Source organism: Lactobacillus sp. M44 (assembly GCF_058130005.1).
Map to the genome: position 1 here is coordinate 220,843 of NZ_CM176707.1, position 26,150 is coordinate 246,992.

Below are 26,150 nucleotides of genomic sequence, written 5' to 3' on the forward strand. Positions count from 1 at the left end.
TTATTTAATCCCATTACATTAACCATGCTCCCCGCGCGTGGTTATTTTGCTTGCTGTAACATCCAATTATCTAGGGATGTTTTCTTATATCTCTTGACACCATCGACCACAAGGACAGGAAAGTTACTATATTTTTGTTCCCATTTAATTATTGTTGCTGGTGCTACATGTAAATAAGTAGCTGCAATCCTTTGGTTCATGTAAGGCGGAAACTGGTTAGCCTTAGCATTTTCTTTAATGCAAGTATCAAGTGCTCGCCTAACTGTTTCAGTGATTGTATTATTGAGTTCACTAGGCAACTCCATCTTTATAGCATCCATTATTTAGATACCTCGCTATTGATAACCATATGATTAAGCATAAATTTATCAATTTCATCTTTAGTAAATCGTTTTTGTTTTCCAAACAGCACGTATGGCATTCCTGCATTTACTAATTTAGTAAAAGTTGTATAAGTTCTAATATTTAAATAAAGCATAGCTTCTTGTTGCGTTAAATATTTGTTTTCCATGTTTAAATCCTTTCTTTAAATTCTCATATTTGATTATAATTATATAATACTCTCGTTTTTGAGTAAAATCAATTCATTTTATTCATTTGGCAAAAAATATGTTAAAATGCTAAAAGAGAGGTATTACAATAATGAACAATAGAATTAAAGAATTAAGAAAAAAGAAGGGATTAACACTCACCAAATTAAGTAAAGTTGTTGGTATTCCAAGTAATACTATTAACCAATATGAAAATGCAAAAAGACAGGCTCCTATTTCAGCCTTGAAAGCGTTAGCTAACTTCTTTAATGTATCAGTACCATATTTACAAGGTGCATACAGCCAAGATGAAATTTTAGAGATTTTACAGCAATGGTATTTAAATTTATATTCAGATAATAAAAACAAAGATTTACCACCCTTTTTAGCATTAAAACAGCAACTAAGCATAGTGGATGACTACTTAATTACTAGAGGTGTCATCCCTTGGGATGTTAAAAAAAATAGTATTCTAATATCTAGAAAGAATGCTAATGATTTTAATTTTTGGAAAGCTAATTTTAAAGATTTATTTTTTTATAGCATTGCGTTGCAATGGTTAGTAAAAAAGCCAATGGATGTAACCATTGACGACATAAAAAAAGCCCTATTAGACGCTTTAAATGGTGCCTTAGGTGCTTATATGATAGATGTAACAAAAACCGCTACAGATACGCATATTAAACAGGACAATCTACTAGTTAAAAGATATGAGTTTCTAGAAGACCATACACTTAATGTAAAAGCTAGGTATATAGATGGCTACTTAATTATTAACCGTAATTTTGACTGGGATAAGTAACTAACATCCCATTACTAAATAAATATTTATTCTCATTACATTAACCACGCTCCCCAATGGTACAAATTGAAAGAGGTAAATAATTTATGAGTTATACAAAGAAAACAAGTAATGGATACTATGGTTATGCTTATTACTATGATAAAGACGGCAATAGACATCAAAAATCAGCAGGTAAATTTAAACTGAAACGAGATGCACTAAAAGCCTCAGATAAGCTTGAAAGAGAATTAAATAAACTCAATATTGATTTAAAAGATATTAGCTTGGTTGATTATTATAAGCGATGGTATGAAACCTATAAGGGCAATAGCTCGCTTTCTGATGTTACTAAACATAGATATTTAATTATTTATCGAGTAATACAAAATTACTTCAAAGATACTAAAATTAGGACTATCAAAAGGCTAGACTATCAGAAATTTATTAACTGGTATGGTAAAGACCATGCTTTTATAAGTGTTCAGAAGCTAAATGGTGCAATCCGTAAATGCGTTAGCTATGCGATTGATGATGACATACTAACCAAAAATTTTACGCACAATGTACAACTAACACATAACAAAGATAAAGAAGTTAAAGTTGAATATCCAAATATTAGTGAAATTAAGACATTAAAAAAAGCCTTGATTAAAGGCTTAAATCCGAGTAATACGAGCCGATACATGATATTAACAGCAATCTATACAGGAATGCGTAAAGAAGAGATACAGGCGCTCACATGGAACGATATAGACGAAATACACGGACTTATTAATATTAATAGATCTTGGGATGATAAAAAAAAGGCTTTCAAACCAACCAAGACCGTTTCTAGTAAAAGAAGTATTTCAGTTAATCCCGAATTACTTCATTGCTTGGATGATTTAAAAGCTAATAATTCAATTATGATATTTAGAAATGCACTAGGAACTATACCAACTAGCAACGCCCTTAATAAGTGCTTACATCATATTATGGAACAAAAACATATTAGTAAGCAAGGGTTTCACTTTCATTCATTAAGACATGTACACGTTGCATATCTGATAAGTAAGGGCGTTGATATTTATGCAATTAGCAAAAGGTTAGGACATTCTAACGTTTCAATCACATTGAATACTTATTCTTATTTGATTGATGAATACAAGGCAAAAAATGACAGCTTGATAACTGATAAATTGAGTGAGTTATGATATTGACGCAAGTTTGACGCAAAAAGTACTATAAAGCTTGATATACCAATAAGTATGCGCGCCAATAATTGGCATTTTTTATATATAATTAATTATGTATCTATTTTTAATAGATACATTTTTTGTTACTAGTGAAAGCAATTTCATTTAGTGTTATATTAATAGTGTAAATATTCACAAACAATATTATTTTTAAACCTACTGGTTTTATTTTAAGAAAAGAGACGATTTAAAATGCCAGAATTAAAGATAAAAGTTCTCAAACAAATGAGAGATGAGTTTGTTAATAACTCACACAAACAGGCTGTACAAAATGCTGTGATGAAAAACGGTTTGAAAAAATCTGTTACTAATCAAACTTTAATTGATAGTAAACCTTTTATTTTTTCAATTGATGTTGATTCAGATAAAGTCTTAGACCAAAAGAAATCTGGACGTTGCTGGATCTTTTCAGCACTTAACTTTTTACGCTACCATATCGAAAAAGACTTTAATATTAAAAACATGGAGTTATCTCCAAACTATGTTTTCTTTTATGACAAATTAGAAAAATCAAACTACTTCTATCAAAATATTATTGATACTGCAAAAAAGCCCTTATCTAACCGCAGAGTCAATTGGTTATTAACCACTCCTGAACAAGATGGTGGTGATTGGTATCAATTAGTTAGTTTGTTTGAAAAATATGGTGTGGTTCCAAAAGCGTTAATGGACGAAACTTCAGTTAGTGTTAATACTTCTGAACTAAACTTTGTCTTAACTCGCAAGTTGCAAACAGACGCTATCAAGTTGCGTAAAATGGTCAATAACGACGCTTCAAAAGACGATATTAAGAGTACTGTAAAACAAATGAATGCAGAAAACTACAATATTATTTCTGCATCACTAGGTACTCCACCTGAAACATTCAATTATAAATATCGTGATAAAGATAATAAATTTCACTCAACAGGTGCAATTACTCCACAAGAATTTTTTAAAAAATTCGTTAAGATTAATCTAGATGATTATGTAGAGATCTTGAACTTGCCAGGTAAAAATTATCCATTTAATCAAACTTACTTTATTGAATTTGCTGATAATATGGTTAAAGGTGTTCACAATCGTTACTTGAACTTGCCCATGGATACACTTAATGAGTTATCGATTAAGCAATTGAAAGATAACGAACCTGTGTGGTTTGAATGCGATGTATTGCAAGAAGGCTATGGTGAACAGCAAGGCGTTTTAGCTCCAGGAGTATATGATTGGAAGAATGCCTTAGGAATTGACTTAAATGATGACAAGACTAGCAGATTTGAATACCATGAGAGTCTACCATCACATGCAATGTTAATTTGCGGAGTCGATTTAGAAGATGGTAAGCCAATCAATTGGAAGATTCAAAACTCTTGGGGTTCAAAAGTTGGTCATGATGGTTACTTCATGATGTCTAATGAATGGAACAATGCATATACTTATGAAGTAGTAGTCAATAAAAAGTACTTGAATGATACTCAACTTGCTGCACTTGACAAAGAGCCAATTGTTTTACCATATTGGAACAAGATTAATCCAAACTAAAATATACTTGTTTATACGAAAAAATCGGAGCTTATTTAAAAGTTCCGATTTTTGTTTGCGATTTTTTACTTTTCGACATTTGCTCCAGTTAAACACTGCTCCATCAAAATTTTAATTTGTTTGATTTTTGGAGCTACTGGGTTAGTCACAGTATTTTGATCACCATAAGCTTCAATAGCCAAAGTATCAGCTTGTTTTTCAAAACTATCTTCATCAACACCATATTCTGAATATGCTAATTTAATATCCATCGCATGAGCTAAATCAATAATTTTTTGAACTAATCCCTCAATTAATTGTTCTTTAGTTCCGATTAAACCAAGAGATCTGGCAATTGAAGCATAATCTTCATCTGCACGATATACAGAATAATGTGGCCACATTGCTAATTTCAATGGCTTTTGTGCATTAAACCTAATGACTTGAGGTAGTGCAATCGCATCAGTAATTCCACTTGGTACATTAAATGCAGCGCCAACGCTATGTGCAATTGAGTGTTCTACTCCTAAAAATGCATTTGCATAAGCCATTCCGGCAACAGTTGCGGCATCATGCATTCTGTTTCTTGCTTGTAAATCACCGTTATAAGACTTTTCTAAGTTATCAAAAATCAACTTAATAGCCTCTAATGACCACCCACGAGTAAAGTCTGTGGCCATTGTTGAAACATAACTTTCAATTGCATGCCCTAATGCTTCAAAACCAGATTGAGCAATCAAATTTTTAGGCAAAGTCTGGACAAATTGATCATCTACAATTGATACATCTGGGCTTAATGCATAATCACATAATGTGTGTTTAATTCCAGTTGTTGCATCTTGAATAATTGCGACTGGTGATACTTCAGATCCAGATCCTGAAGTAGTTGGGATACATACTAATTTAATTTCATTTTCTTTTGGAAATCTGACCGTTCTTTTGCGAATATCTAGGAATTTTTGATATGCTTCTTCAAAACTCATATCAGGATTCTCATAAAACAGACGCATTGCCTTTGCTGCATCCATCACAGCGCCACCACCTAATGCAATTACAACATCAGGTTTAAAGATCTGCATTCTATGTACACCGTCAGCAACTACATTAGTTGTCGGACCAGTTAATTTGAAGACCTCATATTCTTTATTGTCACGACGTTTACTGATAATATCAGTAATTTCATCTGCAAAGCCTTGTTTTGTAACCCCTTCATCTGTCACAATAAAGAATCGACCCACATTTGGCATGTGTCGTAAGTAATTTGCGGCGTTTTTTTCAAAGTAAGTCTTTGCAGGCACCTTGATCCATTGCATATTGTCACGGCGCATTGCAACAACTTTAATATTTAATAAATCTTGTGCTGAAATGTTATGTGATAAAGAATTAGCTCCATAAGATCCTGTCCCCAACGTCAAAGATGGTGTCATGTTGTTGTACAAATCACCTACACCACCTAAGGCTGTTGGTGAGTTAACAATAATTCGGCAAGCAGACATTGCAAGTGAGAACTTCTTGATCAAAGCTTGGTCGCTAGTATGAATTCCAGCAGTATGGCCACGTCCACCATAATTTAATAAATCTGTACAAATCTTAAAGGCATCTTGTTGACTCTTAGCGCTATATAGTGAAAAGACTGGTGATAGTTTTTCAGCAGATAATGGATAGTTTTTACCTACACCATCTAACTCAGCAATCAAAATCTTAGTGTCTTTTGGCACATCAATATTGCACATTTTAGCAATTTCATATGCTGATTTACCAGCAATTGGCCCACGAACTGTGCCACGCTTTGGATCAATAAATCCATCAGAGAATTTCTTTAACTCATTTGGCTTAATGAAGTAACAATTCCATGATTTAAATAAATCTTTTACTTGATCATAGATTTCATGATCCACAACAACTGAGTTTTCAGAAGCACAAATCATACCATTATCAAACGTCTTTGATAAAACAATGTCATATACAGATTCTGGAATATTAGCTGTCTTTTCAATATAAGATGGACCATTACCAGGTCCTACTCCTAAGGCAGGTTTACCAGATGAATAAGCTGCTTTTACCATACCAGGTCCACCAGTTGCTAAAATAGTTTGGACTCCAGGATTAGTCATTAATGCATTAGTTGCTTCAATGCTTGGATATTCGATCCATTGAATACTATTTTTAGGAGCACCTGCTTTTTCTGCTGCAGCTTCCAATATTTCAGCAGTTTTTACGCAGCATTTTTGAGCTTGTGGGTGAAAGCCAAAGATAATTGTATTGCGAGTTTTTAAAGCAATCATTGATTTAAAAATTACAGTTGAAGTTGGATTAGTCACAGGTGTTACTCCTGCAATAACACCAACTGGTTCTGCAATCTTAATTAATTGCTTTTCTTTATCTTCTTCAATAATTCCAACAGTTTTTTCATGACGCAATGAATTCCAAATGTTTTCACTTGCAAACATATTTTTAATAGCCTTGTCTTCTACAACACCACGACCAGTTTCTTCAACTGCCATTTGGGCAAGCATTAGATTGTTTTGTTCACCTGCTGTTGCAATTGCTTCACAGATTTTATCTACTTGCTGCTGAGTGAAGTTTGCCATTTGATTTAGAGCAACATGAGATTTTTTAACTAGCTCGTCAACCATTTGATTAACATCAACTTGTTTTTTAGGTTGCATTGTTTTTGCTGTCATTGTCCATACCCCTTAAGTTTTATTAATTGTGAAATATTTTACAATGTTTAGTATAACTCATATTTTTTAAAAATAAAGAGAATAACTTCACATATTTTCATTGCACAAACTTTGCAGAAGCATCATGCATTCTGATATATTTAAAATGAAAACGCTATTATTTTTCATATATTGTGAAAAATATAACTTTATTTAAAGCAAATAAGTGGAAAAGTATTAAAGTTCAAGGTGGAAAAATTTTTAAAATATAAAATAACTGTCCATGTAATCCAACTTGCAGCACTTAGTTTGTAATATTGCTAAGCGTTTCACTTAGACTGTGGTATTATTAAAGGGAGAGAAACGGCATATATAAAAAAGTTATGAGGTGAACTGCTATGAAAAATAGCTTATCTAAGCCTAAGAAACTTTCATTTTCGGCGATGTTCTTTCTTGGGATCAACGGGATCATAGGTTCCGGAGCTTTTCTATTGCCACAAGTTATTTATAAAGATATGAACTTACTTAGTGTATTAGTTCTAATTTGTTGCGCAATCACAGTTAGTATGATTGCGTTATGTTATGCCGATTTAGCCAGCAGATTTTCTGCATCTGGGGCCGCTTGGATTTATTCTTATAATGCTTTTGGTAGATTCACAGGCTATGAATTAGGCGTGTTTACCTGGTTCTTAGGCTGTTGTACTATGTCCGCCGAAATCGTGGCGTTATTAACCACGCTAAAAAGCTTTATCCCAATATTTAATAATAATATTGTTTATTATTCATCAGTATTTGGATTAATCATTATTTTTTCAATTATTAATTTCTTTGGTCGAACTTTAGTAAAGATCATTGATAATATTTCTTCAATAGCTAAATTAGCTACTATTTTGTTATTTATTGTTGTAGGTGTATTTTTCATTCACTTTTCAAACTTCACACCAGTAGTTCCTGCAAGTGCAATGAGTGGAGCTGGTCCATTTTTCAAACATTTCGGTAATGCATTTAGTGTAGTATTTTATTTGTTTAGTGGGTTTTCATTTATACCTATTGCAGCTGCACAAATGGTAGATCCCGAAAAAAATATCCCTAGAATTTTAATCAGTGTTATGGCTTGCGTGAGTGTATTGTATTCAATCATGATGCTAGTAGTGATTGGTATTTTAGGTAGTAAAACAGGTAATTTTCCCACTCCTATTGCTAATGCTGCAAAAGTTTTTGCGGGTAAATGGGGGTTTGGGTTCATTATCACAGGTACTTTATTAAGTATCTTAGGTGTGGCGTTCACAACGTCATTTAATACCCCTGTGTTATTATCATCACTTGCAACAGAACATAGAATGCTTCCTAAATGGATTGGTAAAAAGAACAAATATCAAGCTTCTTGGGTAGCAATTATTATGACTGCTGTAGTTTGTGCATTTTTAGTAACTCAATCATATATATTCTTAGTGTCATGTATTGTACTTGCTTCATTTATTCAATATGTCCCATCAATTATTGCGGTAATCAAGTTTAAACACACTGGAGAATTTCCAAACCATGGCTTTAGCTTACCTGGTGGATACACAATTCCAATCTTAGCATTGTTGATATCTACTTACATGGTTACTAACTTCACCTGGAAGACTTTAGTTGTTGGGTTTGGTGCTGCATTAACTGCTGCGGTATTATATATTTTTATAGGGCATCCTAAGATAACTCGTTTAGAAGACGAGGAGCGCATAATTGAAGACAAGCTATTAGATAAACATAGAGAAAAATAATATTTCTAAAAATGTTATATAAAGAAAAAAGAACATCATTCAGTTTTAAACTGTTTGATGTTCTTTTAATACAAAAAATTTTCAGTGTCAGCTTTTTTACGTAACCATTTAACTGATATACTTATTAAATCGACTATTATACCTCCAATTGAAAGGAGGTGAGTTTTATGATAACAATCATTTTCTCAACAGTCATTGCACCACTTTATTGTGGGAATAACTTTAAGGTTATTTGATTATTGGCTGGATAATCACCACAATGATCGTTGACTAATAGTCGACTCCCAGCACTCACGCTTAAATTATAAGAAGTGAAAAGAAAAACCTTATCGTCTCAGGATAAGGTTTTTTGAGTCCTATGATAACAATCATTTTTTGCTTGACGCACATTTAGTATACCATACTTAATGTGCTTTGGAACATTATTTTTCTTTAAGGATAAGCATCAATCCTAGAACTTAATCTTATTATTGATTAGTAAATATATTGATACTAAAGCCAAAACACAAATTGCAATAGCTAATATCAATTCCCATTTAGTAAATATTTTCTCATTAGCTTTTTTATGTTCTTTTCGTGCTAAATAGAAGAAAATTATACCAACAGCATAAATTATAGTTGATATTAACAAATAATTTAGTCCTGCTGCATATAATAACCACAAGCAATAAACTGTTGATGCAATACCTATAAGCATCCCTTTAATACGTTTAGAATCATCATTTTGGTATATCTCTTTATTTTGAGCAGCTTTCCATAAATACATAGAACTTAATAAATACGATGGCAGCAAAATTACACCAGTAATATCAATTGTTGCTAGATATACATTCTTTGCAGTAACAACTACAAACATGAACAATGACATCAGAATACTTGATATATAAAGAGAAGTTGTTGGAACTTTCTTTTTATTTTCTTTGCCAAAAAATTCTGGCAAAACATTACCCTTAGCGGCAGCGTAAGGTAATTGCGCCATCATTAAAGTCCAAGCAACCCATGAACCACCAACTGATATAATTACCGAAATTGTGACAAAGTCAATAAACCAAGAACCTAATAGATTCTTTAATATATATCCAGTTGAAGGATCTGTTAGAGTCGCTAATTGAGGTTGCTTATATATACCATAAGCTAAAATACTAAGTAAGACATAGGCAATTAGCGCTGTAAAGTAACCAATAACCGTTGCTTTACCAACATCTTGAGGGTGTTTGGCGTGATTAGAAATATCTACCGCACCTTCAATACCAATAAATGCCCACAAAGTAACAAGCATTGGTGCCTTAATTTGTGCTCCTAAATTACCTAAATGTAATCCCTGTCCCCAAAAACTTGTAAAAAATGTTGGGAAACGGAAAAAGATCGCCATACAAACTAAGATCGTTACTATACTTACAGCTTTAATTAAGACTGTAATACTATTTACGATAGTAGCTTCTTTAATACCATTTAATACTAAAAAATTATAAAACCATATTAATACAAGACCTAAAATAACAGTTGGCAGTTGGTGTTTCAATAATACTGGAAAATAGCGCCCTAATGAGTCATTTAACATAACTGCAAAGGCAACATTACCAGTTGCACTTGATATCCAATATCCCCATGCAGAATTAAATCCTACATAACGGCCAAAACCTTGACGAGCATAAGAATAAATACCAATATTCAAGTCTGGCTTTTCTTCAGCTAATATCTTAAAAGTATATGCCAAAAATAGCATTCCAATACCAGTAATTACCCAAGCAATTATTACTGCACCTAGTGATGATGAAGCAGCCATATTTTGTGGAATATCAAATAAAGCACCACCAAGGATCGCACCAATAACCATGCCAACTAGCCCTAATAGGCCAATTTTTCTGTTTGAATTAGTTTTAGAATTTGACATATTTCCACCTGACTTTCTAGCTAGAAATATGCATTAATTAACTCGTGCAATTTCATCTTTAACTTTGATGTTGTGTGTATCAAGTCCTGCATTTTGACCATGTAAATTGAATTCTACATTAACTTCAGGTCTGAACAATAAAACATGTGTTGACCCACCAAAGTGGAACATCCCTAATTGATCACCTTTATTCACATGTTGACCCACCAAAGTGGAACATCCCTAATTGATCACCTTTATTCACATGTTGACCAACTTTAACAGTTATTTCATTTCCTGATACTTCAGACATTCCCACTGCAACAAAACACATCAAGCCAATCTTTGGGTTATCAGCTTTAATAAAGATTACAGCTCTTGTAGCAGTTGAAGTCAAAAATGCTTGTGAGTCATTTGCGGCAACTGGTCTAATACCTTGATTGAATTCACGAGTGAAGAAGTCATCCCAAGAAGTAAAGCCAAATTTTTTATCAACGCTTGGATCTTTTAACTTTAATAATCAACTACTTCTCTTCACTATATTGTGCATCAGGCTTATAAGGTCTCTTAATTGGCAATCCCATAGGGTCTTGTCCTTTAGACATTACACTACTTGGCACATTTGAAGTTACTTTTTGTGGTTTATTTAAGCCTTCAATCTCCCAAGTAAATGGGGCAAACTTATTGTTTTTATCAACCCATTCCTTGTGTTTTTTAGAAGCTTGATACATACCAAAACAAATCAAAAGAATAATTGCAACTAAAGCAATAATTGTTACAACGTAAACTATAGGAGATCCAACTTCTGCTTTAACTTGTGCAGGTGGATAAATTGCTAGTGCAATTCCAAAGAAACTTGAAATTAATCCAATTCCTGCAACTAACCATGCACCAAATTCTCCCCAAGGAATTCTGAATGTTCTTGGGCGATTTGGTTGATCATGACGCAACTTCAAAAATGTAGTAAACATCAATACATAATAAAACATGTACAAAATAGTGATAGTTTGTGTTACTAAAACAACGAATCCTTCGACATTAGGGATCAACTTAACTAGATATGCAATAATTGTCATTCCTGCCATTTGCGTAAACATTAAGTGTGATGGCATACCATGTGCATTTTTTCTTTGGAACCAATTTGGTAAAAATCCACTACCACCAGCTTGACCTAACATAAACGAAGGACCTGATAAATTAGTAATGACTAAAGCGACCATACTACATAAGTTAGTCCAAGTTAAAACCATATATAACCAAGGAATACCAATTGTTGCACCTAATTCTCTGAAAACAGATGCTAGAGTATACAGCAAGTTAATCTGCTTTTCTGGAATTATAATTGCAATAATCAATGTACCTACTACGAAGATTAAGAACGCTACAATAATTGAAATAAACATTGCACCAGCGAAGTCTTTTGCAGGACGCTTTAATTTCTTAATATAAGCAGCATTTTCATCAATACCAGTATACGAGAAAAAGACCCCTGCAGCTAATGCTAGTGTCCCCATTCCATTCCATTTAGGAATTAATCCTTTAGGAGTTATTGGAATAGCTGGTTGATGACCTTGAGCTACCCACACAATTGTCAATATGATCATTAATGCAAGTGGAATTAGTGTCCCGATGATAACACCATACTTTGCGATCTTAGAAAATACCTTAATTCCTCGTGTGGCAAAGTAAGCTAAAATCCAATACAAAATAATAAATGCAGTCATTATTAATATTTCATGACTTGGGTGCTGCGCAAATTTCACAGCAGCATTATAGTTTGGTGTAAAAAATAAGATGGTCGCAGCATAACTTGGCATTCCCATACCAAAGTTCAGCATCGTCTGAAACCATAATATTAACAAACAAGTAAAAGCCCAGCCTTTACCTAATCCTTCACCAACCCAGCGAAAGATACCACCACGCTGTCCCCATCCACTAGCAAGTTCAGCAGCAACTAATGCTGTTGGAATAAAGAAACAAATTGCACCTATAGCAAAATATGTAACTGATGACAAACCATAAAATGCTTGTTGAACATCGTTACCTAATCCTGCTACTACTGCAACATTCATTAGCGCTAGTGTGAAAACAGAAACATAGCTTTTAGAAGCTTTACTATCTTCCATAATTATTCACCTCGTTCAATAAGAAAATAACACTAGTTATTTTTGCCTAATCAAGCTCATTAAATCACAAATAATTATATATGTTAAATATAAATACAATATTTGTTATATGAATATTATTTAAAAGCTAGCTTATTGTTGTTTTGACAACATTTGTTTACATAAATGTGCATATTATCATTAATTAACAGGTGTATTTATTATTTTTACTAGCATTGTTTTAGCTTTTAAGTAACATTAGGAATATTTATAGTGCGGTCATTAGCTAAAAATGTTTGTTGTTTGGTTATTTGTTTGAAATATTGACTAATAACACCGATTTTACCAGCTATATATATTTAAAGAATATTATAATTTTCGAATAATTTTTATCATCCAATTTTTAGTCAAGTTTTTTTGCAAAATATTGATGCTTTATTTTAAAAAAGATCCTTAAAAAAGCTATGCTTGTGCTTTATTTCACTTTTGTTTTACTATACACTTTTTTGATTTATATATATTCTTAAAATTAGTAATCGTTAACATTAATAAATAATATAACTATTTTTGTCACATTTTTAATAATCATCATCAAAAAATATGTGCTATATTATCAGTGTAAATATTCCTTTATTTCAAAAATGGGGGGGTGAAATAAATGACATTTTTAAATAAGATATTCTCTAAGTATTTGGTATATACCCTATTTGCCTATGTCATTAGACCGCCAATTATTTAACTATAAATTCATTATAGTTATAACTTATCAAATATTTATGGAAAAGGAGGTTATTTCCATGGACAAAGACGTAGATTTTAAATCACTTTTTATTGGTGATAAATCAGAAAATGGTGATAATTATACAAAAGAGTTAAATCGTTTAATAGTTAGTCACTTAGGTTGGAGAAAAAATTATATTCCAGAAGATGTTGCTGCTATCTCTGATGATGAAAAATCATCAGATAACTATAAAGCTTCCCTAGAAAAGCAACATCAAGTATTAGATGAAATGGATCATCGCTTACGTGCAGGCAGTGTTCCTTGGATGTCAGCTGGTAGATATTGGGGACAAATGCTTTCCGATACTTTGACACCTGCTATGCTTGCATATTCTCAAGCAATGCTTTGGAATGCTAATAATGTAACTTTAGAGTGTTCTATGGCTACTTCTAAGATGGAAGCAGAAGTTGGTGAAGATTTAGCTGGTTTATTAGGATTCAAAAATGGATGGGCACATTTAACCCACGATGGATCTATTGCCAACCTAGAAGGGATATGGTACATGCGTCAATTTAAATCCATGCCATTAGCCTTCAGAGAGGTTGTTCCAGAAAAAGTAAAAGGCTTAAGTGACTGGGAACTTCTTAACATGTCTGTCGAAAAGGTTCTTCAAATCTTGAAAGAACTTACTCCAGATCAAATTGATAAAATCAAAGCACATTCTTCCAGAAGTGGTAAAAACATTCCTAAGTTAGGTAAAGTATTAGTTCCATATACTAAGCACTATTCATGGTTAAAAGCACTTGATATTTCTGGTATTGGATTAGACCAAATGGTTCAAATCCCTGTAAAAAGTGATTATAGAATGGATGTTGATTTCTTAGAAAAAACTATAAAGAAATTAACTGATGAAAAGACTCCTATTTTAGGTGTTGTAGCTGTAGTAGGTACCACTGAGGAAGGACAAATTGATGAAGTTGATAGAATTGTAAAATTCAGAAATGAAATGGAAAAGAAAGGAATTTATTTCTACCTTCATGTTGATGCAGCATATGGTGGCTATGGACGTGCGCTATTTCGTGATGAAAATGGTAATTTTGTTGAATACAGCCAATTAAGTGAAATGCTTAAAAAACATAACGTATTCCATTACCCAATAAAGATTTCAGAACATGTTTATAATAGTTACAAAGCAATCAAAGATGCTGAATCATGTACTATTGATCCTCACAAGATGGGTTATGTTCCTTATGATGCTGGTGGTATTGCTATTAAATATCAAAGTATGCGTAATGTAATTTCTTACTTTGCACCTTATGTATTTGAAAAGAAAACTGCCGAAGCTCCTGATATGTTGGGATCTTACATTATCGGTGGTTCAAAAGGTGGCGCCACTGCAGCTGCTGTATGGGCAGCTCATCGTACTTTACCTCTTAATGTAACAGGGTACGGTCGTTTAATTGGTGCTTCTATTGAAGCAGCACAACGCTTCCGTGACTTCTTGAAAGATCTTAAATTTGAAGTTAAAGGAAAAACTGTTAGAGCATATCCTTTAGATAATCCTGATTTTAACATGGTTGATTGGGTTCTGAAAATTGATGGCGAAACCAGTTTAGAAAAAACTAATGGACTTAATGAAAAGATATTTGACTTATCATCATTCTATGACAGTCATGTATACTCAAACTTATTCTTAACCTCACATACTATTTTTGATAAAAATACTTATGGTGATTCCCCAGTACCTTTTATTGAAAAGATAGGCTTCAAGAAGAGTGATTGGGAAAATGTTGGTTCAGTAACTTTATTAAGAGCTGCAATTATGACACCATTCTTAAACGATACAAAATTATTTAAGAAATATACTGATGGCATTAGTGCTTCAATGAAAGAAAAGCTAAACCAAATTTTATAATTTTAGTACAAATATGAATAAATTTACTAAATTATAAAGGAGGTTGTCTTAAAATGTCGAGCAAAACTTCAAAAGTATCTCAGGTTGGACTAGGTACATTTATTGGAATGACGATTGCTTTAGCAGCAAGTATACGTAATATTCCTGATGTAGCCGGATCTGGCTGGCCTATGATTTTCTTCATGTTTGTAGCTGCATTTTTATTTGCTTTACCAGTTTGTTTGATAGCCGGTGAATTCGGTAGTACTTTCCCCGAAAAAGGTGGTCCTGAACTCTGGGTTAATAAAACTCTAGGTGAAGATTTTGGATTTGCTACATCATGGTTACTATGGGCAATCATGTTTCCTGGTATGGTAATGGTAGCCTCTGCACTTCCACCACTTTTAGCAACAGCTATTAACAGAATTGATTTGGGTAAAAGTAATATATTTACTTTAATTGTAATTCTTGTTGTTTTTTGGACAATGACATTCCTAAATATGCATTTCGATATGGCAAAAATAACTGGTCGAATAGGTGCATGGATAGGTATTTACATTCCGTTAATAATTATGACTGGTTTAGGTATATGGACCGTTATTAAGACAGGTATTCATCCTAACTCTATTTTGGGAAGTTTTTCACCTAATAAATTACTTCCTAATGCTGGGAATATGAAATCATTAGCATTCTTTTCACCAATAATCTTTATATTTACAGGAATAGAAATATCTTCTGTGTATATAACTAGATTGAAAAAGGTAACTTATTATCCTGTTGGTGTCATAGCAACATTAATATTCATGTTTGCTATTAACTTAGTCAATGGTTTCTTAGAAGCATCTGTTGTATCATCATCTGAAATAAATCTTAATAATATTGTGCAACCAGTTATTATTTATAATAGAATATTAGGAATGCCTTCATGGATTAATAATGTCTTTAGTATTTTGGTCTTTATAGGTGTCTGTGTTCAGTTATCTGCATGGATTTCTGGTCCTGGAAAGACTATTATACCTAGCGCTAGAGAAGGTATTTTTCCACCAAAATTCAAATTCTGGAAAACTGATAAATATGGTGATTCAAAGTCAGTATTATATACTCAAGCAATAGTTATTTCAGTATTTGCTTTTGTATATTTGTTAGTACCAGGCATCAATCAAGCCTTCTTAAACTTAGTTAACGCCACAAATGTACTATATTGTACAGTTTATGTATTTATGGCTATCGGCTTTGTTAAGATGCGTGTGAAAATGCCACAGCTAACTAGCCGTTTCACAGTAGGAAATGATTTTACTGCATGGCTTATCTCTATTGTGCTTATTTTGACAATATGTATAACATTAATAGCAACATTTGCTGTTGGTACTTTATCTGACTTCTTCATTGTTGCAATTGTAAGTATTGTGCTTATACTCTTACCATTCTGGATATTCAGAAGAAAAAAGAGCGATTGGATTACAGATATACAAGATGATTTGAAATCAACTAATTAACCCATATTATATTTAAAAAGGTTGATATATCAGCGTTCAAATAGAACGAGGATTATCAACCTTTTTATTATGCATACCTAATATTAAAAGATCTATTATCAAAACTCCTACAATCAGCCATTAGATAATTTCACTATAATAAATCAACTAATTTTATAATAAATTCACTATAGCTCTTACAATTAATTAGTTGTGTAACATTGTTTATATCAGTAACTATATCAGAAAGTTCATCAAAAACATTCCTAAATAATTGCTTGTTCAGTGGGTCAATTGCTAATGCTATTACCAAATATACTTCTTTACCATCACTCCATTTAATGCCCCTGGGATTAATTAATATAAAACCTTGGCTTTTTCTTGATGTCATATCTAAAGAATGTGGGATTGCTATTCTACCAAAAGCTGTACTTGACATCTTTTCACGTTGATAAAGTAGTTTTTTAAAATCAGATTTTACTATACTTTGTTTTTCAAATTTTTTAGAAATTATATTAAATGCCTGCTTATAATTATTAATTTTAGTGGTTTTAATAAAGTTACTACTATCAAAAAATTGTAATAATTGCGCTTGAAATCTTGCCTTCTTTAGTTGATGTTGCTTAGTAGTAATAGCGATGTATAACTTTTGAATATCAGCTGTTACAAAAAACTGGGATATGCCTACAGTACTAATGCTATTATCATTATAGTTAGAATTTACCGCTACAAGAAGATCAATTTTATGACTATAATTTTTTATTTGACTTGGATCATTGATTATTCCTTTTATATTTATTGAACTAAAAAATTCTTTTTCTAACTTCTTTGAAAGAATTGCTGAATTATCATAATACTGTGGAATTAATATCAATACTGATATTTTTTGTTTATCAACTAATTGTTCTGCAATTTCATTACCTATATGTAAAGCTATATATGCAATTTCACTATCTTCAATTTTTATATTTATTTTTTCACTAATCCTATGTGCTATAATTACAGCACATTCATAAATAGTAGGTGAAGAAATTTTGATATTACTAGTTATCGGATTATGTTCGGGTCTTTTATTTTTTGCTCGGTCTATTAATCTATCCAAATGCAAAGAAAATCTATCACGAAAACTGCTACTTTCTAAATTGATACTATAGTTTTTCCAAACATAAGATATTAAATCATTAACAAGTTCCTTTGCTTCTTTACTAATCTTATTTTCAATTTTATTACTTTTAGATATTGAAGACTGTAGAATTAAAGCGAGTTCAATCTGATCAGGTATTTCAATATTTACTGCAAGTTTTTCTTCTACTTTCTGGATTATCTGTGAGGACAATTCATCAATATATTGTTTGTTTTTTATATGTTGTGATACATTGTTTACTTTAATTGTATAACCACTTTTTAATCTGCTAATAACTATAGAAAAATGTAATAATACATTATTTAGGTCAAAAGTATTCAAAAAAATATTATTATCATTACAAATTTTTATAATGATAGTTTTTAATTCATTAACGTTAATATTGGGAAAATTACTTTGAATAATACTTCTATTCATAAAAGTCCCATTTGTTTCTTCATAAATTAATGAACTTAATAATCGTCTTTTTTCTCGTTCATCACCGAATAAATACCAATAGTCACCACCTCTATTTAATTGTATATTAAAGCGATTCACTTTTTTAGCAACTAATTTTAAATCTTGTAAAATTGTAGATTCACTGACAAATAACTTAAGTGCTAAGTCATAAGAATTCAACTTAGAAGACTTATTAATTAAGTGATTAATAATGAAATTAACTCTTTCATTTTGTGTATTTGGTAAACTTTTGAAAGGATTAGTATTGGTTCCTTTTATTACTAATCGGTATCCTTTAGAACTTGATTCAATTTTAAAATTACTATGCTTTAGATCTGAAATATAATTTTTTATTGTCCGTTTTGAAACTCCAAATTGAATAGCAAGATTTTGAGATGTATGCCAACTGGTATTTTTTTGTAAATAATTTAAAAGCATATTCCTTTTAGACATCGACAATCACCTCATTTTCAGTTTTAAATTTGTGAACCATTTGATGCGATTACATTTTTATACCAATAATAACTGTCTTTTAAATATCTATTACCACTTCCATGTCCTACATCATCAAGATCAACATAAATAAAGCCATATCTTTTGGACATTTGCTGAGATGAACAAGAAACTATATCGATTGGACCCCATGCACAATATGCAATTACATCAGCACCATCATGAATTGCTCTACTTACTTGTTCAATATGTGTTGATAAATAATCCATCCTATATGTATCATGAACATGATGATTTTTATCCAACTGATCATATGCGCCTATTCCATTTTCCGCAATAATAATTGGCTTTTGATATCTATCCCAGTATTGTGACAAAGTATTATACAAACCCTGTGGATCGACTGCCCAGCCCCAATCACTTTTCTTTAAATTCGGATTATCACTTGTGTCATTTACAATATATTTATTTTTATTAGAATCTACCATTTTAGAGAAATAATAAGATATTGCCAAGAAATCCATTGGATTATCTTTAACAAGATTCATTTCATCTTTATTGATATTTAAGTGAATATTATTATCTTCAAAATAGTTTTTAGCAAATTTCGGATAATTTCCTCTAAACTGGACATCTGTAACAAAATATTGCATTCTATTTTGTTGCATGGCCAAAACAACATCATCTGACTTACTACTTGCAGGATAAACAGTTCCATCCGCAACCATGGTTCCAACATGAAGATTAGAATTATTTAAAGATTTTGCATACTTTTGAATACCAGCTGCCGCGACAATTTGATTATGCATTGCTTGATATAATGCTTCTTCTTCATTTTTATACTGATCGGAAGCAACACCGACTGACAACCAAGGTTCAATTTGAACCATATTAATTTGATTTACAACTATCCAGTATTTTACTTTATTAGAAAAGCGATCTAATAAAGTTCGACCAAATTTTTCAAACATAGGTATAACTTTCTTATTCGGCCACCCGCCATATTTCAATGTAATATTTATTGGAGTTTCATAGTGATTCATTGTTATAATTGGCTCAATTCCAAGTTCCAACATATAATTGATCATTCTATCATAATGCCGTAAGGCCAATTCATTTGGTTTTTCATCATCACCATTTGGAAATATTCTCGACCAATCTAAAGATGTTCTAAAAGTTTTAAATCCAGCATCTGCTAATAATTTTAAATCTTCTTTATAAGTATGATAAAAATCGATTCCATTCCTTTTAGGATAATACCTATCTTTATCTAAACTATTTTTTCTGACTTCATTTAATGTCATTCCATTCTTTTCTATTTCTTGAATTTCTATATTTGATAACCCTTTTAAAAATGGCTGAACATCAGAAGAGTTTAGTCCTTTACCATCTAATGCATATGCTCCATCAGCTTGACTAGCAGCTTGAGCTCCTCCCCACAAAAACGACTTTGGAAAACATGGATATTTATTTTTTCGCATTTTATTTGGCATCTTTTCTTTCATCTCTTTTCTTAAATACTTCAATTAAGTGAGCTGACAATTTATACTCGCTATTAATTGTCATTAGCGTATCTTGGGCATGAGTAAAAAGAACTGAATACTCTATTTCTTTACCTTCAGCCTCTTCTTGAAGTTTAGCAGTTTGCAATCTATGAGCCATTAATAACTTTTCTTTTGCTTTTTCCATATTTTTTTGAGCATCTTTATAGTTAAAATCAGCAACATTGTCTAAAGCTTTTGAAATCAATTCTCTGGCATCCCCTGCATTGATAATTATATCCATCGTATCTTTAACGGATTTATCTTCATTCATATTTTTCTCCTTATTTTTAAGCATCTTTAACCTCTTCTTTTACCAAACTATTGTCATATACCTTAAGAAATGGATACCAAATTGCTGCGCTAATCACAAACAAGATCACTATTAAAATCATTGAACTTATAGCTGGGCTAACTATCCATGTTACAAATGGGAATGGAATATACCACATTTGCATTAATGAGTGCGGTATTGGCGATAAGCCTGCCTTGAACCAAAATACTGTAATTAATGGTAATACTATTCCATTAAGCCAAAGAGGAATCATCAAATATGGGTTCCATACTACAGTACCAAAAATAACAGGTTCATTAATATTAAAGATAGATGGTAAAATACATGCTTTTCCTAGAGCCTTCATTCTCTTTGATTTAGTTGCAAATAACATCAATAAAACCAATGGCAATGTACATCCTACCCCACCAATCCAAGGAAAACTATAAACTAACTCACTAGTAAATATATGTGTAGCAGCATTTCCTGCTGCAAATTGTCTAGCATTTGCAGCAATTCCTGCTAACATTACTGGTTGATCAATTGCCGCTAAAACCCAACCTGAGATACCCATAGAATAAATAAAACAATCAAAGAATAGAAATAATGTAAATCCCCACCAGGTATCTAAAGAATTAGCTAATGGAGCGAAGACTGTAATTATTAATTGGTAAAAATTAAAATGTAAAATATCCGCTAATAACCAACCTGTAGCTACAACTATAGTAATTGGGAGCATTGAATCAAACCAAGCAATTACAAAATCAGGCATCGATGTTTCATCACTAAAAAATGAAAACTTTCCAAAAAGCTCCATAATTAAGGCAGTATATATCCCCACTATTAGTGCTACAAACATTCCCCCCGCACCAAGTTCAGAAAATTGATAAGAAATAATTGAACCAGTTTTATCCCAAGTTGGATTAGCTAACATCAAAAACAAAGCAACCGATGATAGTCCTGCAATTATTCTCTGTTTTTTTAATTTCTTATGTTCCATAAAATTAAATGGAAACAAAAATGCAATAAATATTGAAACTAGCCCAAAAGTAAAATTACTAATAGGTGATAAATCAGGCCACCATTTCCAAAAATTCAATGGAATATTTAATAAAGTTATGAATGATCCAACAAAAATAAATGGTAATACTTCAAGAATTGAATTTTTTATAGTAACAATCCATCCATTATTCGCAATTTTTTGCGCTTTGGGCGCAAATTTTATATTTAAAAAATTCATAAAACTATTCATTTTTCTACCTCAAAAAAGTTTTAATCTTCAAGTTGTGCTTTTAAATCAGCAATAGCAGATTTTCCATCTAAAACAGAATAATAATCTGGTTTCATTAAAATCACTTTTACTTCAGTTGGGACTTGGGTTTTAATTGCATCAAATTCTGCTTTCAAGTGTGGGCCAACCATTAAGGCATCTATAGAATCTGCATAATCACCCAATTCTGCTTCACTACGTGCTTTAATCTTATAATCAAGACCTGCTTTTTTTGCAGCTTTTCTCATGTTAGCTGCCATAAAACCTGATGAAGCACCTGATCCACAAATTAGCAAAATATTCTTAGTCATTTTAAAAATCCTCCTTATAATTTTTTACTTCTTTACACTTACATATTCTCAAAATACGCTAATACATTACATTTTTGTTTTGCACTACACCGGTGCAAAACAAATTTAAATAAAAAAATATTGAGTTATGAATTATCTCTCCATGACTCAATATTATGTTAATTGTGAGCAACATATTATACTTTAAAATGCAATATTAAATTTTATCATTTCTTGATAAAACCTATTTACTCACATATTTATCTTCACAAGTTTTATAACCATCAATTAATGATAAGCCCTTAAAAATCGCCTGCTTATATGCAATTTCGGCATTCCATTCACTGGTTTCCAATGTCATTGCGGCTCTATGCAAGTCATTAGATGTAATTAGAACACCATGACTATTAAGCAAAAATATATTATCAATTTGTCCATTGCGTTTTTTCAATTCTTCATAGACAATATCGGCTAAATCTTTCGTGCAAGCTTCACGATAAGGTAAACATATAATCTTTCCTAATCCTAGCTGAACTTTAGTAATTTCAGTCACATTTGGATCAGCTCTATATGCCTCTTCATGTAGATTTGTTTCACGTGTCAATCGACCAGATCCATCCATTTTACCTGTTACAAAATCCACAACCAATATTTGTGCCGCTTCTAATTTTCCAAACCAAGCTTCTGACATCATTGTTGGTGTCATAATAATATATGGATGTCCAGCTTCAATATGAGTTTCTCCATAACTAAAATTTTTTTAGGGACAATTTTTTTTGATATATTTCCGCCAGCAATATTTGTTCTATTTCTTTCAAATAACAAATGTGCTACTCGTGCCATATCACGTCTTTTATCTTCGAATATGAATTTTTCAGTTATTTATATTTTCCTTCTTTGCATTTATGTAATTTTATGATTCGTTCTCTATATGCTTTTATTTGAGCTTTGTGCTCACGATCAAACTTTCCGAACATTGTTTCACTACCTTTAAGATGAATTATCGTTGCCAAAATTATTATTAAAATCATAATTGGAATATTAGGAACATATATCATCGCATAAAAGCCTAATAAAGCCGCAGTAAACAATAAAAACCATAAATATTTTTGTAACCTTTTATTCATTGTTAAACGCCTTACGCTAAACTATTTTTTACGATTGCTCAAATTTAGCCCATCTAAGTCATTTAATGATATTTCTTTATAATTATCGTTTTGTAAATTCAAAGACTTTTTATTTGATACTTTACATTTAGATTTTTGTGCAAAATTTTTATCATTTAGTTCATTAAGTGATATCTTTTTATAATTGTCGTCTATAGTATCAGAACCAGTTAAGTGAGAATTATTGGATTTATTATTAATAATATTAGGTTGCAAATATCTTTGACTTGGTAATTTTTCTTTTCTTTCTGTTCTATATAACCAAATGAAGCCAAAAACCAAAAAAATTGTCAAACCTATTGCCACCAAGTTCCTGTAAAAGCCTGACCAAAAAACAACCTGAAATCTGGTCCTTCAAAAGTTGACCAATATAAATTTCACGATCTTTAAAGTGACGTTTCATGAGATCTCCCATAGCAGTTGCAATAGGATTTAGAGCCTCCATAAACAACTTAGAAATCATCGGGAAAAGCACCACTTCTACACCAAGAGTCAATGATTTAGATACTCCATACCCAGCTCCTCCGCCTAATAAAATTCCAATAATAAATCCCATTGTGTCATTACGACCCCAAATACCCAATTTTTTTTGAATTGCATCAGAATTAAATGGTTTATTAAAGATAGGTATAAAGTCTAATAGTTTATCAAGTGGATTTATAAGAACTGCAAATAGTGTAATAAAGTGAGGCACTGTAATTCCTGGTATACCGGTCATATCTTCAATATACCTTTGCCACATGTCACCAGCTTTTAATTCAAAAATAATTTGAATTGTTGAAACAATAAATCCAAAAAGCATGTTACCTGTCATGTAGTAGACTAAAACAAAAGTAAAAATTTTGTTCCAAACATTCCACATATCAACATTTAAAGTCTTGGTTCAATTAAGTGCTAGCATAATAAAGTTAACTATTAATAACAATGGGAAAAATAGAAAGACAACTTTTGATGTCCACGTTATAGTTGCAACACCTGTCCATCCTAAATCGGTAGCAGTTAAAGATACATGCAATGCCTTGGACATTGCCTTACCTGCTGGTGTTATGATACTAGTCATATAATTAACAACTAATGTCATCCCCGCAAAAGCTACACCTAAAGTTAAAGCAGCTACAAAGTTTTTTTGAATTTTAAACCTGCGATCATCCCAATAATAAACATGACCAAAGGAACAAATACACTTGACCCCAAAGTTAATACCCATTGAACGATTGATTGTAAGACCTGCATTTAATTTTACCCTACTTTCTTTAACTCAATTTTTTTAATCCCCATAAAATTTTTTTATAAGAGTCTTCTGCATCATTTCCTGTTAAGATATTGACATCGCTTACATCAATAATTCCATTATCTTTACAAATGTTTTCAATTTCTTGTGTTGGTTTTGCAATCCAAACATAAATATCATACTTTGGTAATACATCGGCCAATTGTTTAAAATCGGTTGTCTCCACATCAACACCACTAAATTTATGCTGTTCCAAAAAAGCTTTTTATTGTACCTACAACTGTTTCATTAGTAGCAACTCCGCTACCACAAGCGACTACAATACTTGCCATTTTTTGTACCCCCATTTAATTTAAAAATTCTTTTGTCATAAATTTATACATAATTTCTTGATCTGTTTGATTTGTTAAATCATCTACAAATTTTTTGTTTTGTAAAAGTTGCATAAATTTTTGTAATAATACAACTTGATATGATGAATCTGTAATACCTAAAAAGAAAAAATATTTAACTTTCATATCTTCATTACTGCCCATTTGCAACATATGAATTGGTTTTGAATTTATTATTGTGGCGATAAAAGGTTTATTTATATGTTCTGGATCCACATGAGATAAAGCAATTGATAAGAATTTTGTTTGTAATCCTGTAGAAAATTCCTTCTCTCTTAACTTTAATGCTCTTACATAAGAATTTTTTACATATCCAAAGTTCATCAACTTACTTGCAACTTGTTCAAATAATTCATCACTATTGTTAGCATCAATGTCTAAAAATATCGTTTCTTGATGCAACATATTTGAATAATTGATTTTTCCCATAACTTTTCTCCCCTCGTATTATTGAAATAGAGTTCTTTTTCTTCCATACTTAAGATATCAAGTTTTTAGCTAAACGCTTTAAAGAATCAACTTTTTTGATAAACATTCAAAATATTGGTCTAAATTTGTTCAAATATTCAAAAAATATTATCATTATATTTGTTAATTACAACTTTTAAGAGAGTTCTATGGTTAAAAAAGATATACGTCTCAGATCAATTCTTTCTATTCTTGAATCTCACCCAATTATTCACATAAATACACTTCAGCAAGCAACAACCTATTCTGTATCTGCATTGCGCAGAGATTTGGTTGATCTAGAAAAAATAGGGCTTATTCAGCGAACATTTGGTACTATTAAATTACCTAATCAAGAAAATTTAGAATACACATGGGGATATCGCAATGAACAAAAGATATTAGAAAAGGAAAAAATTTGTAAAATTGCAGCTCATCTTATTAAAGACAATGATGCACTTTTTATTGACTCATCTACAACTAGCGTAAAAATACTTAATTATTTAGAAAATTTATCAGGTATTAAAGTTATAACTAATAATTTAAAAGCCGCAGAAAAAGCTTCTAATAATAGTCATATCACTACATTTATAAGTAGTGGAGAATGTAAGCCATTATCACAATCAGTTATGGGAATAGACGCAAATAACTATTTAAGCCAGTTTCATGCTCGCCTTGCATTTATTTCTTCAAGTACAATTGATGAATCTAGTCTATATATGACAGATATTACTCAAACACAAATCAAACGTACAATGATTACTAACGCAGATATTGTAATAGCTTTAATTGATCACACAAAATTTACTAATCATAATGATTTTATTAAGTTATGCAAACTAAACAATTTGGATTATCTAGTAACTGATCAAGTTATTCCTAACAAAATGATTCAACGATCACTAAAACAAAATAATGTTAACGTTATTTACAGAAAATTTTTATTAAGCTAAATATT

At 31.4% G+C, this 26,150-nt stretch carries 20 protein-coding genes and 4 pseudogenes; 8 read left to right on the plus strand and 16 right to left on the minus strand.

Annotated features, from left to right (window positions below):
* Positions 1-41: 41 nt before the first annotated feature.
* Entirely contained in the window at positions 42-320 is a 279-nt protein-coding gene (locus tag AC38BG_RS01195; RefSeq protein WP_489937360.1) for a helix-turn-helix domain-containing protein, read from the minus strand.
* Complete coding sequence (locus AC38BG_RS01200; RefSeq protein WP_489937361.1) at positions 320-511, minus strand: helix-turn-helix domain-containing protein; 192 nt, start codon at positions 509-511, stop codon at positions 320-322. The genes AC38BG_RS01195 and AC38BG_RS01200 overlap by 1 nt, the downstream gene beginning before the upstream one ends.
* Positions 512-642: 131 nt before the next feature.
* Here AC38BG_RS01200 and AC38BG_RS01205 point away from each other — a divergent pair, with 131 nt between their 5' ends.
* The 3 genes from AC38BG_RS01205 to AC38BG_RS01215 all read left to right on the plus strand — a co-directional run bounded on the left by AC38BG_RS01205 (position 643) and on the right by AC38BG_RS01215 (position 4,070).
* The gene (locus tag AC38BG_RS01205; protein ID WP_489937362.1) at positions 643-1,332 is read left to right on the plus strand and encodes a helix-turn-helix domain-containing protein; all 690 of its coding nucleotides are present in this window, start codon (positions 643-645) and stop codon (positions 1,330-1,332) included.
* Between the two features lie 86 nt (positions 1,333-1,418).
* Positions 1,419-2,507, plus strand: a complete 1,089-nt coding sequence (locus AC38BG_RS01210) for a site-specific integrase (RefSeq protein ID WP_489937363.1) — start codon at positions 1,419-1,421, stop codon at positions 2,505-2,507.
* A 234-nt stretch (positions 2,508-2,741) separates the two neighbouring features.
* Entirely contained in the window at positions 2,742-4,070 is a 1,329-nt protein-coding gene (locus AC38BG_RS01215) for a C1 family peptidase (protein WP_489937364.1), read from the plus strand.
* Positions 4,071-4,135: 65 nt separating this feature from the next.
* Here AC38BG_RS01215 and adhE read toward each other — a convergent pair whose 3' ends face one another.
* Positions 4,136-6,733, minus strand: coding sequence for a bifunctional acetaldehyde-CoA/alcohol dehydrogenase (gene adhE / locus AC38BG_RS01220; RefSeq protein WP_489937365.1), 2,598 nt, complete (start codon positions 6,731-6,733; stop codon positions 4,136-4,138).
* A 377-nt stretch (positions 6,734-7,110) separates the two neighbouring features.
* On the opposite strand from adhE, the gene AC38BG_RS01225 reads away from it, so the two are divergent.
* Together AC38BG_RS01225 and AC38BG_RS01230 are read left to right on the plus strand one after the other, a co-directional pair.
* Entirely contained in the window at positions 7,111-8,478 is a 1,368-nt protein-coding gene (locus AC38BG_RS01225; RefSeq protein ID WP_489937366.1) for an APC family permease, read from the plus strand.
* A gap of 195 nt (positions 8,479-8,673) precedes the next feature.
* A complete protein-coding gene (locus tag AC38BG_RS01230; RefSeq protein WP_489937817.1) occupies positions 8,674-8,748 on the plus strand; it encodes a type I toxin-antitoxin system Fst family toxin in 75 nt (24 codons plus the stop codon).
* A gap of 181 nt (positions 8,749-8,929) precedes the next feature.
* Here AC38BG_RS01230 and AC38BG_RS01235 read toward each other — a convergent pair whose 3' ends face one another.
* The 3 genes and pseudogenes from AC38BG_RS01235 to AC38BG_RS01245 form a co-directional block, all read right to left on the minus strand.
* Positions 8,930-10,372: a basic amino acid/polyamine antiporter gene (locus AC38BG_RS01235; protein WP_489937367.1), complete on the minus strand. Its 1,443-nt coding sequence runs from the start codon at positions 10,370-10,372 to the stop codon at positions 8,930-8,932.
* Between the two features lie 33 nt (positions 10,373-10,405).
* Positions 10,406-10,790 (minus strand): annotated as a pseudogene (locus tag AC38BG_RS01240) (phosphatidylserine decarboxylase); the annotation flags it as partial.
* Positions 10,791-10,875: 85 nt separating this feature from the next.
* Positions 10,876-12,477 carry an APC family permease gene (locus AC38BG_RS01245; protein ID WP_489937368.1) on the minus strand — a complete coding sequence of 534 codons (1,602 nt, stop codon included), beginning with the start codon at positions 12,475-12,477 and terminating at the stop codon, positions 10,876-10,878.
* Positions 12,478-13,253: 776 nt separating this feature from the next.
* Here AC38BG_RS01245 and AC38BG_RS01250 point away from each other — a divergent pair.
* Positions 13,254-15,092: a pyridoxal phosphate-dependent decarboxylase family protein gene (locus AC38BG_RS01250; RefSeq protein WP_489937369.1), complete on the plus strand. Its 1,839-nt coding sequence runs from the start codon at positions 13,254-13,256 to the stop codon at positions 15,090-15,092.
* A gap of 53 nt (positions 15,093-15,145) precedes the next feature.
* The gene (locus AC38BG_RS01255) at positions 15,146-16,567 is read left to right on the plus strand and encodes an amino acid permease (RefSeq protein ID WP_489937370.1); all 1,422 of its coding nucleotides are present in this window, start codon (positions 15,146-15,148) and stop codon (positions 16,565-16,567) included.
* 133 nt (positions 16,568-16,700) lie between these two features.
* On the opposite strand, the gene AC38BG_RS01260 is transcribed toward AC38BG_RS01255, so the two are convergent.
* From AC38BG_RS01260 to AC38BG_RS01305, 10 genes and pseudogenes are all read right to left on the minus strand, one after another.
* A complete protein-coding gene (locus tag AC38BG_RS01260; RefSeq protein WP_489937371.1) occupies positions 16,701-18,581 on the minus strand; it encodes a BglG family transcription antiterminator in 1,881 nt (626 codons plus the stop codon).
* A gap of 23 nt (positions 18,582-18,604) precedes the next feature.
* On the minus strand, positions 18,605-20,062 hold the full coding sequence (locus AC38BG_RS01265; protein WP_489937372.1) for a glycoside hydrolase family 1 protein: 1,458 nt from the start codon (positions 20,060-20,062) through the stop codon (positions 18,605-18,607).
* Between the two features lies 1 nt (position 20,063).
* Positions 20,064-20,396, minus strand: coding sequence for a PTS lactose/cellobiose transporter subunit IIA (locus AC38BG_RS01270; protein WP_489937373.1), 333 nt, complete (start codon positions 20,394-20,396; stop codon positions 20,064-20,066).
* A gap of 16 nt (positions 20,397-20,412) precedes the next feature.
* Positions 20,413-21,648: a PTS sugar transporter subunit IIC gene (locus AC38BG_RS01275; protein WP_489937374.1), complete on the minus strand. Its 1,236-nt coding sequence runs from the start codon at positions 21,646-21,648 to the stop codon at positions 20,413-20,415.
* 20 nt (positions 21,649-21,668) lie between these two features.
* A complete protein-coding gene (locus AC38BG_RS01280; RefSeq protein WP_489937375.1) occupies positions 21,669-21,977 on the minus strand; it encodes a PTS sugar transporter subunit IIB in 309 nt (102 codons plus the stop codon).
* Between the two features lie 223 nt (positions 21,978-22,200).
* Positions 22,201-22,838 (minus strand): annotated as a pseudogene (locus tag AC38BG_RS01285) (class II aldolase/adducin family protein).
* Positions 22,835-23,083: a hypothetical protein gene (locus AC38BG_RS01290; protein ID WP_489937376.1), complete on the minus strand. Its 249-nt coding sequence runs from the start codon at positions 23,081-23,083 to the stop codon at positions 22,835-22,837. The pseudogene AC38BG_RS01285 and the gene AC38BG_RS01290 overlap by 4 nt, the downstream one beginning before the upstream one ends.
* 21 nt (positions 23,084-23,104) lie before the next feature.
* Positions 23,105-24,355, minus strand: a pseudogene (locus AC38BG_RS01295) (PTS transporter subunit IIC).
* A gap of 20 nt (positions 24,356-24,375) precedes the next feature.
* Positions 24,376-24,685 (minus strand): annotated as a pseudogene (locus AC38BG_RS01300) (PTS sugar transporter subunit IIB).
* Between the two features lie 15 nt (positions 24,686-24,700).
* Positions 24,701-25,174, minus strand: a complete 474-nt coding sequence (locus AC38BG_RS01305) for a PTS sugar transporter subunit IIA (RefSeq protein WP_489937377.1) — start codon at positions 25,172-25,174, stop codon at positions 24,701-24,703.
* A gap of 188 nt (positions 25,175-25,362) precedes the next feature.
* Here AC38BG_RS01305 and AC38BG_RS01310 point away from each other — a divergent pair, with 188 nt between their 5' ends.
* On the plus strand, positions 25,363-26,145 hold the full coding sequence (locus AC38BG_RS01310; RefSeq protein ID WP_489937378.1) for a DeoR/GlpR family DNA-binding transcription regulator: 783 nt from the start codon (positions 25,363-25,365) through the stop codon (positions 26,143-26,145).
* Positions 26,146-26,150: the final 5 nt, after the last annotated feature.